Source organism: Reinekea sp., from assembly GCF_982785585.1.
The window spans coordinates 1-16141 of sequence record NZ_CEYAVF010000012.1 but is presented as its reverse complement, the minus strand read 5'-3'; the positions used below and the strand labels follow the sequence as shown (position 1 = coordinate 16141).

The window sequence follows — 16141 nt, the reverse complement described above, 5'->3', positions numbered from 1 at the left end:
GTTGTAAAGTGGATTGGGCATTGTCCTTGGCCACTCTCCCGAAAAACCTTAGGCCTTTGCCTTGGGCAGTCGATAGTCAATCGGACCAAGCCCGTCCTGACTAATAACTGCAATTTGAAAATTAAGGAGTCTTTATGAAAACCTCCCTACTCTTCGCTCTCTCCTTATTGTTTGCCGGTGGGCTCTGCGCCAATGGCCTTGAACGCATCCCCTGGGCATGGGAAGACCATAATGGTGATCACGTTTGGAACTACAGCCATACCAACGACAATTTTCAATCGTACAACCCCTGGGGTAATATCCCCCTTACCGCGGATGCCTATGAGGGCCACAGCGCACTCTTTTTAAGATACCTGAATGTCGATCAGACCGATAACTTTGCCCAGGCGTTTGGCTTTGCCACCATACCCACGGCAAATGCCAATAGCGGTACCGAGCCGACCTACGATCAAGAATATCTCGATGGCAAAGACTTGAGGTATATCGACGCCTTAGAATTTTTTATAAAGGGCAGTTCGGGCGCAAATCGATCCGCACTCTCAGTTAGTATCAGTTCACCCAATGGCCATAGTTCAAGGAATGCACTGCTAAAAGACTACGTCCAAATTTCCGATGCATGGCAGCGCGTGGTCGTTCCCATGGCTGACTTTATGCCAGCCTTTAATAACTTTGATCGTTTTCAACTGTGGAATGTCAACGAGGTGGTGTTTCGGGTCGATCAGAACGACAACAATGTGCCGTTTGAGGTCACGCTTGATAACATTAGTTTTTTGCGTTACCCCGAGGTTGCCGAATTCAAATGGGCGTACGAAGAAACTAACGTCATACCCAGCCTCAACCTCAACGGCGCCTGGAATTACAGCTGGTCCCGATGGGATGAGGGCAGCGTCTATATCCCGGCCAATGACTGGCACGATCTAAAAACCAGCCTAACAGAGGCCTACCAAGGTCAGAGTTCATTGGAAGTTCGCTATGAGCATCTCCATGGCGGCTATATCGATCTCTATCTGTCGACCCACCCCAATGGCCAAGGAGTTGAACCCAGTAGTTTTTATGAACGAGACTTACCGAAGGATCTATCCGCTTACAACACCTTGCGTTTCTTTATCAAAACTGGCGACCAAGGCTATTTTAATGGCGATATCACGCTCGATCTGATCGAAACGCCGTTCCGCAATGCCAATCCGGTCAAGTTGTCGGACTACCTATTCGATTGGGCCCTAGACGACTGGACCGAAGTCCGGATTCCACTGGCCGACCTGACGGCGGCGACGAGTGATCTGCGGCGCATTAAAGAGATCTGGATTCGCTTCAACGACAATGCCAGCCCATCCTCGGGGGTGTTTTACCTCGATAACATCGGCTTTATCAATGTCGTCGAACAGGGGGTGGCCATGGAGGCTAAACGTCATTGGTGGCTGAGCGATACCTTGGGTAACGGCGAATATAATTACAGCACCACGGCGATGGCCGATGGCTCGCGCATAAACGTTGCTAACCAATGGCAGGATGTGGTGATTGGTTCGTTCTTCACCGGCCCCTATGGTGAATATGAAGTATCCGCGATAGACCTGCAGTTCAGCCACAATGGTTCGGGCTACGCGGCGGCCAACCTAACCACATCGGTTGAAAATACCGGTGTTGAACCCACCGGCTTTGTTGATCGAGATTTCGGCAAGTCGGTGGCTAACCTCAATACCTACTTGACCTTCCGCGGCCAGGTCCATGGCGAACCTGGCCTGAAGGTGCGTTTGGTCGATATCTGGGGCCATGTCTCCAAGGCCGTTGCCCCCTCGACGTATCGATTACGCTATGCCCGCTACATGGCGTCTTACTATATCCCAACCTATGTCTTCGATACGCCGGGCTTTAATTTCCATGAAGTTAAGGCGATCCAGTTCTTTGTCGACCAAGAGGTGCCTGCGGGTGAGATTGGTTATAAGATATTTGGGCTGCAATTCGCACGCTACTAAACAACATTAATTTCCCCTTTATAAACGCAAAAACCCGCACCAGGTGCGGGTTTCTTATGTTGACTCTAGGTTATCCGTTAGATTGCGAGGTACTCTTCACGCAATGCTTGGTTCTCCAGCACTTCTTGCGCCGTACCGGTAAAGACGATAACACCGGAATCCATAATAATGGCGTGGTCGGCCAGTTTAAGGGCTGCCACCGCATTCTGCTCGACGATAATGGTGGTGATACCCATTTTCTTAATTTCCAGCAGCATGCGCTCAATTTCTTGCACAATCACCGGCGCCAATCCTTCATAGGGCTCATCAAGCAGCAGTAGCTTGACGTCCCGCGCTAAGGCTCGGGCGAGCGCAAGCATCTGTTGCTCACCGCCTGACAGGGTAGACGCTTCTTGCTTACGCCGCTCCTGCAGTTTCGGGAAATGGCCGAAAATCTTCTCAATCGACCAGCCCAATGGTTCGGCAATCTGCGCCAAAATAATGTTTTCTTCAACGGTAACGCCGGGAATAATGCGTCGGTCCTCACAGACCAATTGGATCCCAGCGCGGGCGGCTTCAAAGGGTTTCATCGAATGAATGGCTTGGCCATTCAGCCAGATATCGCCCGTCGCCAGCGCAGGCTGGTTGGCCCGGGCAATGGTCCGCAGCGTCGAGGTTTTACCCGCACCGTTACGGCCTAATAAGGCAACGATATCGCCTTCTGGAATATCAAAAGAGAGACCCTGGACCACATAGCTTTCGCCATAATAGGCCTTGAGGTCGTGGCAAGAAAAGAACGACTTCGGAGCTTGATCAGTTGATGACATAGTCTTTTCCTTAAACCTGTGCTTCGCCGAGGTAGGCTTCGATGACTTTAGGGTTACCCTTAATATCAGCGGGTGCACCTTCGGCAATTATTTGACCTTGCGATAAGACCGAAATCGTATCGGCAAGCGAGAAAACCACGTTCATATCATGTTCAACGATGACCTTGGTGATGCCGTCGTTCATACTTTGCAGCAACTCAATGGTTTTTTCAGTTTCATGGCGCGCCATGCCTGCAGTCGGCTCATCGAGCAATAATAGCCGTGGTTTATTGGCCAAACAGATGGCCATTTCTAACCGCCGCTTATCACCGCGTGACAGGCTGCCCGCTAGCATATGCATATGATTTTCTAAACCCAACTCGCACAGTTGCTGCTCGGCAAATTCAATCAGCGGACGTTGCTTCTTACGGCCCTCGAACAGATTAAAGTTAAAAACACCGTCTCTGGCGGCAAACACTGGAATGGTGACATTTTGCAATACCGTCATTTCCGGAAAAATAGCCGGTGTTTGGAATACCTTAGCGATACCCAGTTGAGTAATGTCGTGCGCGTTGACATCAAGCAATGGCTTACCGTCGAACATAACCGAACCATCATCGGGCTTCAACATGCCCGTCAACACATTAAGTAAGGTCGACTTACCGGCGCCATTCGGTCCGATCAAAGCATGGGTTGTACCGCGTTGAATTTTTAAATTAACGTTTTGTAAGGCTTTTAAACCGCCAAAACTTAAGGACACTTGATGTATGTCTAGTATAGCCATGGTCAGTCTCCTATTCGGCGTCGCCGTTGGTGAAAAAACGTTTCTTTAGGCGGGCAACGGCTTCCATAAAACCACCGGGCATGAAGATAACCACGGCCATAAAGATGACCCCTAGGACCAATAACCATTGCTCACCCAAGCTGACCGATAAGACGTTTTCAAAGTACAGCATAAAGGCCGCACCGAGCATGGGTCCGATCAGCGTACCGACACCGCCGATAACCGACATAATGACCACTTCACCCGACTGATGCCAACCGAGGAATTCGTGACCAACAAATGGCTCGTAAACCACCATCAGTGATCCCGCGATCGCGGCATACACTGCGCTCAGCACAAAGGCTAAGAGCTTATACTTTAGGGCGCTGATGCCGGTGTATTCCAAACGAACTTGGTTACTCTTAATGGCTTTCATCATCAGGCCCACAGGCGAGCGTTCAATGCGCTTGGCAGCATAAAACAGGACAATGGCGATCAGGGTACAGAAGTAGAATATATTATCGCCCTTCATTTCCATGCTAAACAACATTGGTGTCGGCAGACCGGTTAGCCCGTTTTCACCACCGGTCCAGCGTTGCAACATCGACATCGCCATGGAATCAAACATCTCGGCGAAGGCTAGAGTGAGAATGGAAAAATAGATTCCGGTTCTTTTGAGCGTCAATAATCCGATGATTAAGGCAATAACGCTTGTTGCCGCTACCGCTACGATCATGGCTGGAATGATATTGTCGGAATAATTCTTCAGCATGATGCCGGTTATATAGGCAGATGTGCCAAAGAAGGCTGCATGGCCAAAAGATAGATAGCCGGTAAAGCCTAATAGGATATCGAAGCCGACTAGAAAAATACAAAAGATCATAATCTTTGTATCTAAGCCAGAATAGCCACCTAAGAACGGGAACCAGAAAGGCATCGTGAGGGCTACTGCGGAAAACACCAAAACGGCCTTGTTATATTGCCAAAAGCTTTTTTCATTATTCATTATTCAAATACTCCTTTGGCACCCAATAAACCACGCGGACGGACCAATAAGATGATAACGGTAATTACGTAGATAATAATGGTATTGAGGTAGATATACGGGGCCGTAAAGCTCTGAGCCATACCGATCAAAATACCAGCCAATACCGCACCACCTAGGGAACCCATGCCCCCGATAACCACAATCAAGAAGGACGGCACCAGTAATCTCATGCCGACCTCTGGCGATACCTGTGTCACGGGGCCGCCGAACACGCCCGCGATACCGGCAATCATCGCACCTAAGCCAAACACCAACATAAAACGGCGGTTAATATTAACCCCCAAGAACTGAAGCATTTCTGCATCGCGCATGCCGGCCCGAATAACCAGTCCGAAACGAGTTAGATGTAATAGAGCGAATACGGCCGCTACCGTAACGATGGCCACCACGACTAAGATCATGCGCCACTTAGGGTAGACAACAAATCCGTCTAGGAAGGGTAGGTATTCATGCAACATTATAATTCCATTGCCCCAGCTGGGGATGGAAAAGGGAATATTGTTGGCACCAAATACCCACTTTAATAATTCTTGCAACACGATGGCCAAGCCAAAGGTTACCAAAATCTGATCGGTGTGCGGTCGGTCGTAAAAACGTTTAATTAAACCGCGTTCCAAGAGTACCCCGATTATAAATAGAATTGGCGGTACCAAAACAAGCGCAAAGCCAAAGCCCAGTGAATTATTGATACTTACGGCTAAATAGATAGCGATAAGGTACAGAGCTCCGTGGGCGAAATTTACTACACCCAAGGTGCCAAAAATCAGTGTTAGTCCAAGAGCGATTAGCACGTAAATGGATCCCAGCTGCAGGCCGGTTAAGATTGAGAGGGTAAAGGCGTTGAGGGTCATATCCATTTTAGAGCTGCTCCCATTTGTTGCTATGACAAATTCATTTTTATTGTTTTAGATATATAGGCGCGCGCCATTTACTGGCGCGCGTTAGAGCTGTATTAACAGATTGGACAGACTAGACTGGACCTAAATCACCACCAAAGATGGCTGGGTCATAGTCAACAGTCTTGGCAGAAACCGTATCGATGATCTTCAGATAGTCAAAGTCACTGGTTCGCGCAGAAGGTGATTTACCCTGCATAACCAAGATGTCTTTAATACACTGGTGATCTTCGCCACGATAAAGCGTAGGACCGTTACCGGCACCGGTGAATTGAAAGTCTTCTAGGGCTTTAATCACCTCTGGTGGGTAGAAAGTTCCCGCCATTTCACACGCGTTGGCATACAGAAGAGTCTGCACATAACAGGTGTGAGCTGCCTGGGAAGGTGGGAAGCCATACTCATCGGTAAAGGCCTTGACAAATACCTTAGAACCTTCGTCTTCTAGCGCCCAGTTCCAACCCGAGGTGCCTAATACACCGTCGATGTTGGCAGAACCTGCACCTTTGGCCATCAAACGGCTATACAAAGGCACAACGATTTCTAAGTTTTTGCCGTTCTTCTGCATGTCACGCATACCGAAGTTAACCGCATTGGTAAGCGAGTTAACCATGTTTGCGCCGTAGTGGTTGAGGATCAACACGTCTGCATCGGAGTTTAGTACTTGCGACAGATACTGAGAGAAGTCGGTCGTCTTCAACGGCGTCAGGATGTTACCTGCAGTTGACCAACCTTCTTTCTCGGTGAATTCCTGCATAGACTCTTGCTGGGTATGGCCCCAAGAATAGTCAGCGGTTAGGTGGAAAGTGCGACGGTCTTTACCGTATTCTTTGCTCAACACTGGCGACAAAGCTTTGCCGGTCATGTGAGCGTTAAAGAAATGACGGAAACCGTAACGCTGCTTGTCCTTACCCGTGGTGTCGTTTGAGTGCGTCAAACCACACATAAAAATAACGCCTAATTCGTTACACAAATACTGCTGTGCAATGGCGATACCCGAAGAGGAACCACCGGTAACCATAATGACCTTGTCACGCTCGATCATGCGGCGGGCAGAAGTCCGCGACGCGTCTGCGTTGGTTTGAGTATCACCGGTTACGTAGGTAACTTTTTTACCCAAAACGCCATTGCCGGTTAACTTGCTTGGCTTCAGGGTTTCGAGCATGCCACCACCGTTGTTTAGGTGTTCAACCGCCAGCTTGTAGGCACGCAATTCATCGGCGCCCTCGTCGGCGTAGGCGCCTGTTTGCGGCACGTTAAAACCGAAGACGACTTCACTGCCCATTACTGGATAGTTACTGTTTGTTTTGGCGGCCCATGCATTGGGAGTATAAAACATTGGCGTTGCTGCACCAATAGCGCCAACGGAGCTGGCCTTGAGTATATCGCGACGGGACCATCCAGAAGCGGGCTTGGTGATGTTCTCTGATTTCTTGTCGGTCATAGAAGTCTCCATATTATTATTGTTGTTAAACCAAAGTCAGCACTGCCAGCGAATACATCCAGATGTGCTTCTAGGGTAAGGTCTAGTCTAAGGAGTTAGAGCCTGTTGTTAATTAGACTTTAGTGAATGAGACTAAAGTCTTAATGGCAATCTAAGCCGCTTTCAGCTTAAGAAGGACGGGGAATTAAGGGTCTTTGGCAGCGGGATAAGACTGGCCGCAAGTTGACGTTTTAGTGTGAATGGCTCAAAAGCTGCACCACAGAAACGCAAAAACCCGCCAAAAGCGGGTTCTTAGAGTCTTTTTGAATGGTGGGCCTTCCCGGACTCGAACCGGGGACCTGACGATTATGAGTCGTATGCTCTAACCAACTGAGCTAAAGGCCCTCAAAAAGCTTGCGCATTATAACCCGCACATCGGCCAAGTCTAGCCAGATCGTTGATTTATCTATGTTTTTTAACTCCAGTCCGAAAATCGTCGACCGCATTGGAGCCTGGGCAGGTATGCCGATTGGCTCAAGCTGGCAAACTGAGTTCAATTATTGGGTGCCAATGCGATGACATTTCCAATAAGGCCCCAGATGACACCTTAGAGCCCGCCCAGCCAAAAGCACAGGAAATTGACGCTATCGTGGTTCTAATGGACCCATAACAGCGTTCGGTTCACAGTTCCGCCATCCCATTGCCAAATTACGTTGAGGAATTGGGTTAGGGTCCTATGGTTAGCTGCATCTATAGGGGGCAGTGATGATGGCGATGAATCGGTTTTTGGCTACGGGTCTGCTGACCCTATGCCTACCCATGGTGTCTGCGGGCACTCTGGTACAAGGCCAGGGCAGCAACTTCATGATGACCTACCACCCGATCTACACCGCCAGCTACCAGACGGTGATGAATGAGGCGGCGCAATTTTGGGCCGACACTCTGCGCTCCGACGTCCTAATCGAGGTCTATGTCGGAACCGTGGATAAGGTCTGTAGCTTTTCCTACAATGTCCAAGTGCAGACACAGCCACCGGCCAGTGCGATCAACTTTCCCCAAGCGCCGCTGGCCAACACGCACTACCCTATCGCCCTGGCTAATAGCCTGGCCGGCACCGACCTGCTGCCCGGAGCGGCCGATATTAATATTGCCTTCAATGCCCGGATGATCAATCGTTCGGCCTGCCAAAAATGGTATCTCGGCTACGACGCCAATTACGACTACAGCCAGTACAGCCTCTATTTTGAGACATTGCAGGAACTGGCCCATGGCCTGGGCCTGATCGCGCTGGGCAATGTTACCACTGGTGAACGGCTCAACGGTCAGGACGATATCTATCTGACTGGGCTCAAGTCCTCGGTCACCGGCCGCAGTGTGGTCGATATGACCGGCGCCGAGATCCGCGCCCTCGCCCATCGCAGTTCCGACCTGGCCTTTGCTGGTAACAACAGCTGGGCCGCCGCCAGCGGTCTGAGTTTCGGGCGTACCGATGATGCGCTGCTGCTCTTTACCCGCAGCTATGACGCGCCCGAGCTCACCGGCCTGCACCTACACGACGGCACGCTGCCCAAGCAGCTGATGATGGTCGACCTGCACGATACCATACCCGAAACCGATCTAGCGGTGACCATGTTGGAGGACCTGGGTTGGGCGACGACCCGCAACGAGCCGCCGCAAATCATTGGCCAGCGGACAGTGACGGTGCGCGAAGATGGGCGCTACACCTTGGCACTGGCCGACCTGATACTGATCGATGAAGCGCCGGCCAGTCTCAGCCTGAACATTTCATCGGGGAGCGCCTACACGATCGACCAGCAGACCATCATCCCGGCGCCAAACTTCGCTGGCACGCTGACCATTCCGGTTAGCGTCAGTGATCTGGAATACAACAGTGCGCCCTTTAACTTTGTGCTCACCGTCAGCCCGGTCAACGATGCACCGATCATTGGGGCCATTGGCGCCCTCACCGTACTCGAAGACAACAGCCTGACTCTGAGCCTCGCCGACCTGAACATCGTCGACCCCGACAGCCAAAGCTTTAGCCTAATGCTCGGCAGCGGCAGCCATTACCAGGTGATGGGCACGCAGATTCGGCCCGATGCGAACTGGTCGGGTGAGTTGCTGGTCCCCGTTCAAGTCAGCGATGGCCTGGCCCTGAGCGAGGTGGTAATCGCTCACATCGTGGTAACGCCGGTTAACGATGCGCCGGAACTGACCGGGCAGCGCCTGATAGAGTTCGAGGAAGACAACGAGTTGCCGTTAGATCGGTTACTGGACGAGCAGCTGCTGCTCTTCAGCGATGTCGACTCGAGCGTCTTCAGCCTGGTGGTCAGCCCCGGTGACCATTATCAGGTGAACGGCGATCGGCTGGTACCGGCGCTCGACTATGCCGGGCCGCTCACAGTCGCCATGCAGATCAACGATGGCCAACTGCTCAGCGCTACCTTCCTGGTGACTATCGATGTGCTGGCGGTTAATGACGCCCCCCGGTTACTGAGCATCGCGCCGCAGACTATTCATGAAGACGGCAGCCTATTGGTCACCCAGGCTCTGCTCGACCTGAACGACCCCGATAGCAGTGACTTCAGCCTAAGCCTCGAACGCGGCGACCATTATCAGATTGCCGCCGATAAGATCATTCCCGATGCCAACTGGTTTGGCAGCCTATCGATCAACTTGACGCTGAGTGATGGCGAGCTGAGTAGCAACAGTCTGCCACTGTTACTGACGGTGCTTCCGGTCAATGATCTGCCCGAATTGACCGGTCCGGCGCTGCCCACTGGGCAAATTTATCGGGATCTGGACGTTCAGTTGACCGGATTCGACCTCGATGGCGACGCCCTGAGCTTTAGTCTGCGCCAGGCGCCAGACTGGCTCGAACTGTCGGCCACTGGGCTGTTGCAGATTCGACCGGACTATCGCGCGGTCGGCGAGCACAGCCTCGAGATCGGCGTGAGCGACGGCAGTGCGACGGTCTACGAGAGTCGGACGCTGCCCATTCTCGATGATCTCAGTGCCAGCGATCTGAGCGTCAGCCTGGCCGTCGAACGCACCCTCTGGTCCACCAACGGCTGGGTGCCGGTCACCCTAACGCTGACCAATCTGGGGCCAAAAAGCTCGCTCGAGGCCGAGCTCAGCCTGAGTTTCAACGGCGAGTGGTCCAGCCAGGACAGCCGTTGCCCTGTGGCGAGCAATCTGCCCGACACCGACCCAGAGCGTCAATCATGCGTGCTCAGCCTGACCGACTCGACCCAACTCACCCTCGCGGTGCGCCAGGACTCGGTCGGCAGCAGCGATCTAAGATTCACTGCCCAACACGCCGGTTTTGAGGTTCTGCCCGACAACAACCAGGCTCGAGTCACCCTGACCTTTAGCGCCAGCACCCCAGCAACTCCCCAATACAGCGTGCCGGCGTTCGGCAAGGGTCAGGTGCGGGCACTGGGCATCGCCAATATTCAGGGCGGGCGCTGGCCAGAGCTGCTCTTTGCCAATGGCCCAGGTCAGGCCAGCACCAGCTATCGCTTCGACCGGTCCTGGTTTCGCCCGGTGTTACACAGCCATTTGGGCGATGCCGCCAACAGCTATGGCATGGCCTTGTTTGATGCCGACGATGATGGCGATATCGACTGGGTCCTGGCCAATGGGGGCGGCGAGGCCAATAGCGTCTATCGCAACGATGGCAATGGCCAGTTCGCCTTGATCGACCGGCTCGGGTTGGCCAACAGTCGAGGTGTGGCCTTTGGCGATATCGACGGAGATAGCGACATTGACCTGGTCTTCGCCAATTGGGATAACCCCAATACCCTCTACCTGAATAATGGTGACGGCACCTTCAGCTTCCACGCCGAACTGGGCCGGACCCGCGCGCGTGCCGTGCTGATACACGATTTCAACCGCGATGGTCGCCCGGACATTCTCTTTGCTAACTACGGCCAAGCAAATCAGCTGTTGTTTAATCGCGGCTTGGACCGGTGGGCTCGGGCCCTAGGGCGAGTCGGAGCGACCGAGCTGCTTGAATTCGAGCGCATCGAACTGGGCGGGGCCGATGACCTCACCGAAAGCATGAGTTTGGCTGACCTCGATGGCGACGGCGAAGCAAGCGATATTGTCTTTATCAATGCCGCCGATAACGCCCAGCCGGCCGGTTTGCAGATATTCACGGTCGACTCGGATGGACAGAGCAGCCTGCAGCTGCAGTCCTTGGGTAGCTCGGTGGCCGATCTCAGCGTCGGCGATTACGATGGCGATGGCCGTGATGACCTGGCCGTACTGCGCCCCGGCGGTGCCTTGGAAGTCATGCAAGTCCAGTCTGGGGGTGGTTTAATAACCATTGCCGTGCTCGACACGGACGGTGCCGATACCGTGCTCATGGTCGACGTCGATGACAGTGGCCAAGCCGATATCATCAGCGCCAATAACCAAAGCGCCACCAGCCGGCTCGATTTTGCCGGCACCGATTTGAACAACATGGCGCTCAATAATGAGGCTGCCAGCTCCGCGGTGCCCTTGGCAAACCCCCAGCCCGCCGGGGCGCAAAGCCCAACAAGCCGGGGTGGCGCCGGACTGCCCTGGATGCTGGGTCTGCTTTTATTGGTCCGACGTAAAAAAATAGCCCCAGACTGAATGGCCTTGCGCGCGAATCTGGTATAATCGCGCGGAGACCCTCGAAAAGTACCCGCCATGCGAAGCCCGTTATTGCTTGCCAAAAAAATCCTGCTCGACGCCGGTCAGGTTAAGAGCCAAAAAGCTCTGGTATCGATGATCGTGCGCCGCATTCGCACGGCCCTCAAGGTCGATGTTTGCAGTCTGTATCTGATGAATGACATGCAGCAAATGGTGCTAACCGCAACCGAGGGTCTGGCCAAGTCGGCCATTGGCATCATTCGCATGGAGCTCGGAGAAGGGCTGGTCGGCACCATTGCCAGTCGCCAGCATTTGCTCAACTTGCCCTTTGCCGAGCAACACCCTAAGTTCAAATTTTTTGTCGAGTCCGGTGAAGACCGGTATCAAGGTTTTCTCGGCATCCCAATGATCCATCTGGGCGCAGTGCTCGGTGTTTTAGTGGTTCAGGTCAAGGAGACCCGTCGCTTCACCGAGGAGGAGGAGGCTTTTCTGATTACGATGGGCGCTCACCTAGTCGCCAGTCAGGGTGCCAGCCTGAAGAAGGTGGCCCACGTTAAGGTTAGTACCGATACCGTCATCCGCCTCACCGGTATCGTCGGCGCGCCGGGTACCGCCATGGCCCGCGGCTGGGTGGTGCGCAATGATATTCGCTTAGAAGATATAGAAGAACGCAGTGGCACCAGTGTGGAATTTGAGCAACAACGCATCCAGGAAGCCTTTGACAATACCCTCGAAGAACTCGAGAGCGATGAACACACCCACGGCATCACCGAAACCCTGACGTCGCTGATCAATGTCTACAAGCTGCTGCTGACCAGCCCAGAATTGCATTCGGCCATCCAGGGCCACTTGGCCAATGGCGTCAGTGCCAGCACGGCCTTGAAACTGGGCATGATGACCCAAATCGCCGTGTTCGATGTGATGGAAGACCTCTACCTCAAGGCACGTGCCGATGATCTGCGCGTGCTCGGCGTGCGCGTCTACCGTCAATTACAGAACCTGGAACCGGAAGTCATCACCAGCGATGTGCCGATAATCTTGATTGGTGAAAACATCACCATCGAACACCTAACCCGGATTGACTCGAAATTCATCGCCGGGGTGGTCAGTAACCAGGGCTCCAAACTGTCACATACCTCGGTTCTGGCCAATGCCCTCGGCATTCCCGCCGTGGTCGGCTTGGGTGAAGGCGATCTGCGCATGTTGCATGGCCTGGATCTAATTCTCGACGGCCATCGCGGCCTGGTCATTGGCAACGCACCGGACCAAGTCACCAACGAATACCTCAAGGTGATGGCCCACCACAGAACCAGCCAAGCCAACTTGGCCCATTTGCGGTATCTGCCCGCGGAGTCGACCGATGGCGCGAAAATACGCCTCTATACCAACACCGGTCTGCTGGCCGATATACGACCCGGACTGGAACGGGGCTCCGAAGGTGTCGGCCTATACCGCTCTGAAATACCCTTTATGGTGCACAACACCTTCCCGACCGAAGAGGAACAGACGCGTATCTATCGCGGTGTGCTCGAAGCCTATGCGCCGATGCCGGTGGTGATGCGCACACTCGATGTCGGTGGCGATAAGGCTCTGCCCTATTTCCCAATTAAAGAAGAAAACCCGTTCTTGGGTTGGCGCGGCATTCGCTTCACATTGGATTATCGCAATATCCAGTTAGACCAGATCCGCGCCATGTTGTTGGCCAATATCGGCTATGACAACCTGCAGATCATGGTTCCGATGCTGAGCCAAGAAGACGAATTGGTGCGCGTGCATGCCCTGATCGATGAGGCTGTGAAACAGCTTAATGAAGAAGGTTTCCCGGTCCACAAACCACCGGTTGGCATTATGGCTGAAGTTCCGGTGATCATCTGGATGCTGCCCACCTTACGCGCCAATATCGACTTTGTGTCGATCGGCTCAAACGACTTGACCCAATACTTGCTCGCCGTCGACCGCAACAACCCGCGCGTGGCGCATCTCTATTCCCATTTTCATCCGGCCGTCTTGGCAGCCATTCACGACCTGGTCCGAACCTGCAAACGTCTCGACCTGCCGGTCAGCGTCTGCGGTGAAATGGCCTCCGATCCGCGCGCTGTTCTGCTGTTGCTCGGCATGGGGGTACACACCCTGAGTATGTCGGCCTACAAATTGCCCGTGATGAAGTGGCTGATCCGTCATATCAGTATGGCCGACTGCCAAGCGCTGCTGCAGCAAGCCATTGCGCTGGACAACGACAAGGACACCCAAGCGCTATTGAGCCAAAAACTCAGTGAAATCGGCTATACCGAACAGTTTGAATGACTTTAGTAGGCTCGGTCGAGCAGCATTTGCGCTGTCTCATCGGCCCTAACGGTCGTTCAAGGCCGTGCCGGCCAACATCGGCGACAGGTACTTTCTGAGCGACGCAAAGCGGAGCGAGCCAATCAAAACCAGCTATAGCGGATCGCTTGTAGAATCGCTAGGGCAAACAGACCCGCCAAGACATCATCGATCATAATGCCAAAACCGCCCTTGACCCGCTTGTCGAGCCAGGAGATTGGGAACGGCTTGAGAATGTCGAACAGCCGGAACAGCACAAAGCCACTAACGATCCAAACCCAATGCACCGGCAAGAACGCCATGGTGATCCAGAAACCGACGAACTCATCCCAGACGATGCCGCCGTGATCGTGCACCTGCATGTCCTGTGCGGCCCGGTCACAGACATAGACACCAAAGGCAAAGGTAGCAACCAGCGCCGCGAGATAACCATAGAGCGGCAATTGCGCCAGCAACAGGTAGAGCGGAATGGCCGCCAGGGTGCCGAAGGTCCCAGGCGCTTTGGGCGCCGCACCGCTGCCAAAACCGAAGGCAAAAAAGTGCACCCAGTGATTGTGCCAGCGGCGTTCGATAGGTTCTATCATGGGTTTGGGCTCCAGAATTGTTGTGTTGAGTTAAGTTCTTGTTAAAAGTGTTCAAAACTCTGCCAGGGCAGATCCCGTTTTCGGTCATCATCATACCAGTGCAACTGGCCAGTGCCTTGCCTTACCTCGCCGATCCGGCTAACCCGAACACCCAGTGATTGGGCGATCCGTTCGATCTGCTCGCCGGCATTCATGCCAGCGGTAAAGCACAGCTGATAGTCGTCGCCGCCGGCCAAGGCGTATTGCAGGCCGCGATCACCCAGGGCCACTAGATCGGCATCGAGCGGCAGCGCGTTAAGGTTCAGGTGCAGGTCGACTTGGCTGCTGCGCGCCAGATGGCCGGCATCACCGAGCAGACCGTCGGATATATCGATGGCGCTGTGCAGGAAAACCGCTAACTGCTCGGCCAGTGCGATTTGCGGTTTGGGCTGCCAGTAGGCGGCTAACCAGGCCGGTGGCGCCGCCGCGGCATTGCCCGCCAGGATCAACGGCAGGGCCGCGGCGGCCTGACCGAGTTGCCCAGTCACCCACACCGCATCGCCCACCTGCGCGCCGCTGCGCAACACCGGCTGGGCACAGGTGCCGTGCACACTGAGGGTCAAGGTCAGTTGCTCACCGGCGGTGGTATCGCCACCGGCCAGCATGCATTTATGCGCGATGGCCAACCGACGCAACTCAGTCGCGAACGCCTGAATCCAGCTCTCAATGTTTGGCTCGGAAGCATTATTGAGGCGCGCCGGTAAGGTCAGCGCCAGGGTAAAGAAGGCTGGGCTGGCGCCCATCGCGGCCAGATCGCTGAGCGCGGGCAGAAAGGCCCGACCGGCGACCTGTTCGGGGCTGGCATCGACCGGAAAGTGCCGACCGACAACGGCGGTGTCGGTAGAGATCACCAGCGGACGGGGGTCTTGCCAGACCAGTCCATCGTCACCAATGCCGGTTAAGACCTGGGCATGGCGCACGGGCCAGTCGGCGAAACAGCGTTGGATCAGTTCAAATTCATGCATCGGGATGCATTATTCGTTAATGCCGAACAATTCAACCTCAAATATCAACACCGAACCGGCTGGAATCTTACCCGCGGCCTGGGTGCCATAGCCCAGCTTGCTGGGAATATAGAAGCGGGTCTTGTCGCCGACGACCATCAGCTGAACGCCTTCGGTCCAACCCTTGATCACCTGGTTCAGGCCAAAGCTGATGGTCTGGCCACGCTCAACCGAGCTGTCGAACACGGTGCCATCGATCAGGGTGCCATGGTAATGCACTGTTACCCTGTCGGTCGCCTTGGGATGCACGCTGCCATCGCCCTGCACCAGCGTCTCGTATTGCAGGCCTGAGTCGGTTGTTTGCACATTAACGTTTTTTAGGTTCTCGATCAGATATTCCTGGCCGACAGCAATGTTGACCTCGGCCGATTTACGGTTGGTAAAATAACGATTCACCAACACTGAGGCGATGATCAACAGTAGAACAGCAACGATAATTTTAGACACAGGGAACTCCGGCTTTAGAATAATGGCTCAAGGCCCGGATAATACGGAATTAGTCGCGCGCGCGGAAGCGCAATCGGTTGATTCATCGATTCACTGGAAATTTTGAGCGGGTCGTGAGCAGGCCGTCGCCGGGCAGGATGCATAGGCTTTGGCAGGCTGTTGGAAGCCACCCGCTCAGCTTTGCTGAACGGGTGTTAGTGGCGGCAGACGCAAGCGGGATCGTTATGCCGCGTTCAG

At 53.9% G+C, this 16141-nt stretch carries 11 protein-coding genes and 1 tRNA gene; 3 read left to right on the top strand and 9 right to left on the bottom strand.

Annotated features, from left to right (window positions below; all coding sequences use genetic code 11):
• Positions 1-134: 134 nt before the first annotated feature.
• Positions 135-1973: a carbohydrate binding domain-containing protein gene (locus AC4FIC_RS06610; protein WP_273286569.1), complete on the top strand. Its 1839-nt coding sequence runs from the start codon at positions 135-137 to the stop codon at positions 1971-1973.
• 77 nt (positions 1974-2050) lie between these two features.
• Here AC4FIC_RS06610 and AC4FIC_RS06605 read toward each other — a convergent pair whose 3' ends face one another.
• The 6 genes from AC4FIC_RS06605 to AC4FIC_RS06580 form a co-directional block, all read right to left on the bottom strand.
• Complete coding sequence (locus tag AC4FIC_RS06605) at positions 2051-2779, bottom strand: ABC transporter ATP-binding protein (protein ID WP_273286570.1); 729 nt, start codon at positions 2777-2779, stop codon at positions 2051-2053.
• A gap of 10 nt (positions 2780-2789) precedes the next feature.
• The gene (locus tag AC4FIC_RS06600) at positions 2790-3542 is read right to left on the bottom strand and encodes an ABC transporter ATP-binding protein (RefSeq protein WP_100256135.1); all 753 of its coding nucleotides are present in this window, start codon (positions 3540-3542) and stop codon (positions 2790-2792) included.
• A 10-nt stretch (positions 3543-3552) separates the two neighbouring features.
• Entirely contained in the window at positions 3553-4527 is a 975-nt protein-coding gene (locus tag AC4FIC_RS06595) for a branched-chain amino acid ABC transporter permease (RefSeq protein WP_100256134.1), read from the bottom strand.
• Positions 4527-5426, bottom strand: a complete 900-nt coding sequence (locus AC4FIC_RS06590; RefSeq protein ID WP_227003746.1) for a branched-chain amino acid ABC transporter permease — start codon at positions 5424-5426, stop codon at positions 4527-4529. Before AC4FIC_RS06590 ends, AC4FIC_RS06595 begins: the two co-directional genes overlap by 1 nt.
• A 112-nt stretch (positions 5427-5538) precedes the next feature.
• On the bottom strand, positions 5539-6906 hold the full coding sequence (locus AC4FIC_RS06585) for a substrate-binding protein (protein WP_100256133.1): 1368 nt from the start codon (positions 6904-6906) through the stop codon (positions 5539-5541).
• Between the two features lie 307 nt (positions 6907-7213).
• Positions 7214-7290 (bottom strand) — tRNA-Ile (locus tag AC4FIC_RS06580).
• Positions 7291-7650: 360 nt separating this feature from the next.
• Here AC4FIC_RS06580 and AC4FIC_RS06575 point away from each other — a divergent pair.
• Together AC4FIC_RS06575 and ptsP are read left to right on the top strand one after the other, a co-directional pair.
• On the top strand, positions 7651-11508 hold the full coding sequence (locus AC4FIC_RS06575; RefSeq protein WP_476194216.1) for an FG-GAP-like repeat-containing protein: 3858 nt from the start codon (positions 7651-7653) through the stop codon (positions 11506-11508).
• A 57-nt stretch (positions 11509-11565) separates the two neighbouring features.
• Complete coding sequence (gene ptsP, locus AC4FIC_RS06570; protein ID WP_100256131.1) at positions 11566-13812, top strand: phosphoenolpyruvate--protein phosphotransferase; 2247 nt, start codon at positions 11566-11568, stop codon at positions 13810-13812.
• A 122-nt stretch (positions 13813-13934) separates the two neighbouring features.
• On the opposite strand, the gene AC4FIC_RS06565 is transcribed toward ptsP, so the two are convergent.
• The 3 genes from AC4FIC_RS06565 to bamJ are packed head-to-tail and all read right to left on the bottom strand — an operon-like array spanning position 13935 to position 15904.
• On the bottom strand, positions 13935-14414 hold the full coding sequence (locus AC4FIC_RS06565) for a phosphatidylglycerophosphatase A family protein (protein ID WP_100256130.1): 480 nt from the start codon (positions 14412-14414) through the stop codon (positions 13935-13937).
• A 41-nt stretch (positions 14415-14455) separates the two neighbouring features.
• Entirely contained in the window at positions 14456-15418 is a 963-nt protein-coding gene (gene thiL / locus AC4FIC_RS06560; RefSeq protein ID WP_476194215.1) for a thiamine-phosphate kinase, read from the bottom strand.
• A gap of 9 nt (positions 15419-15427) precedes the next feature.
• Positions 15428-15904 carry a BamJ family beta-barrel-assembly machinery protein gene (gene bamJ / locus AC4FIC_RS06555; protein WP_273286580.1) on the bottom strand — a complete coding sequence of 159 codons (477 nt, stop codon included), beginning with the start codon at positions 15902-15904 and terminating at the stop codon, positions 15428-15430.
• Positions 15905-16141 lie beyond the last annotated feature (237 nt).

Excerpts from the sequence above, each read along its gene's own strand:
- AC4FIC_RS06595 (WP_100256134.1), bottom strand. The coding sequence starts at position 4,527 with ATGAATAATGAAAAAAGCTTTTGGCAATATAACAAGGCCGTTTTGGTG.
- AC4FIC_RS06575 (WP_476194216.1), top strand. The coding sequence starts at position 7,651 with ATGATGGCGATGAATCGGTTTTTGGCTACGGGTCTGCTGACCCTATGC.
- AC4FIC_RS06605 (WP_273286570.1), bottom strand. The coding sequence starts at position 2,779 with ATGTCATCAACTGATCAAGCTCCGAAGTCGTTCTTTTCTTGCCACGAC.
- thiL (WP_476194215.1), bottom strand. The coding sequence starts at position 15,418 with ATGCATGAATTTGAACTGATCCAACGCTGTTTCGCCGACTGGCCCGTG.
- AC4FIC_RS06610 (WP_273286569.1), top strand. The coding sequence starts at position 135 with ATGAAAACCTCCCTACTCTTCGCTCTCTCCTTATTGTTTGCCGGTGGG.
- AC4FIC_RS06565 (WP_100256130.1), bottom strand. The coding sequence starts at position 14,414 with ATGATAGAACCTATCGAACGCCGCTGGCACAATCACTGGGTGCACTTT.
- AC4FIC_RS06600 (WP_100256135.1), bottom strand. The coding sequence starts at position 3,542 with ATGGCTATACTAGACATACATCAAGTGTCCTTAAGTTTTGGCGGTTTA.
- ptsP (WP_100256131.1), top strand. The coding sequence starts at position 11,566 with ATGCGAAGCCCGTTATTGCTTGCCAAAAAAATCCTGCTCGACGCCGGT.
- AC4FIC_RS06590 (WP_227003746.1), bottom strand. The coding sequence starts at position 5,426 with ATGGATATGACCCTCAACGCCTTTACCCTCTCAATCTTAACCGGCCTG.
- AC4FIC_RS06585 (WP_100256133.1), bottom strand. The coding sequence starts at position 6,906 with ATGACCGACAAGAAATCAGAGAACATCACCAAGCCCGCTTCTGGATGG.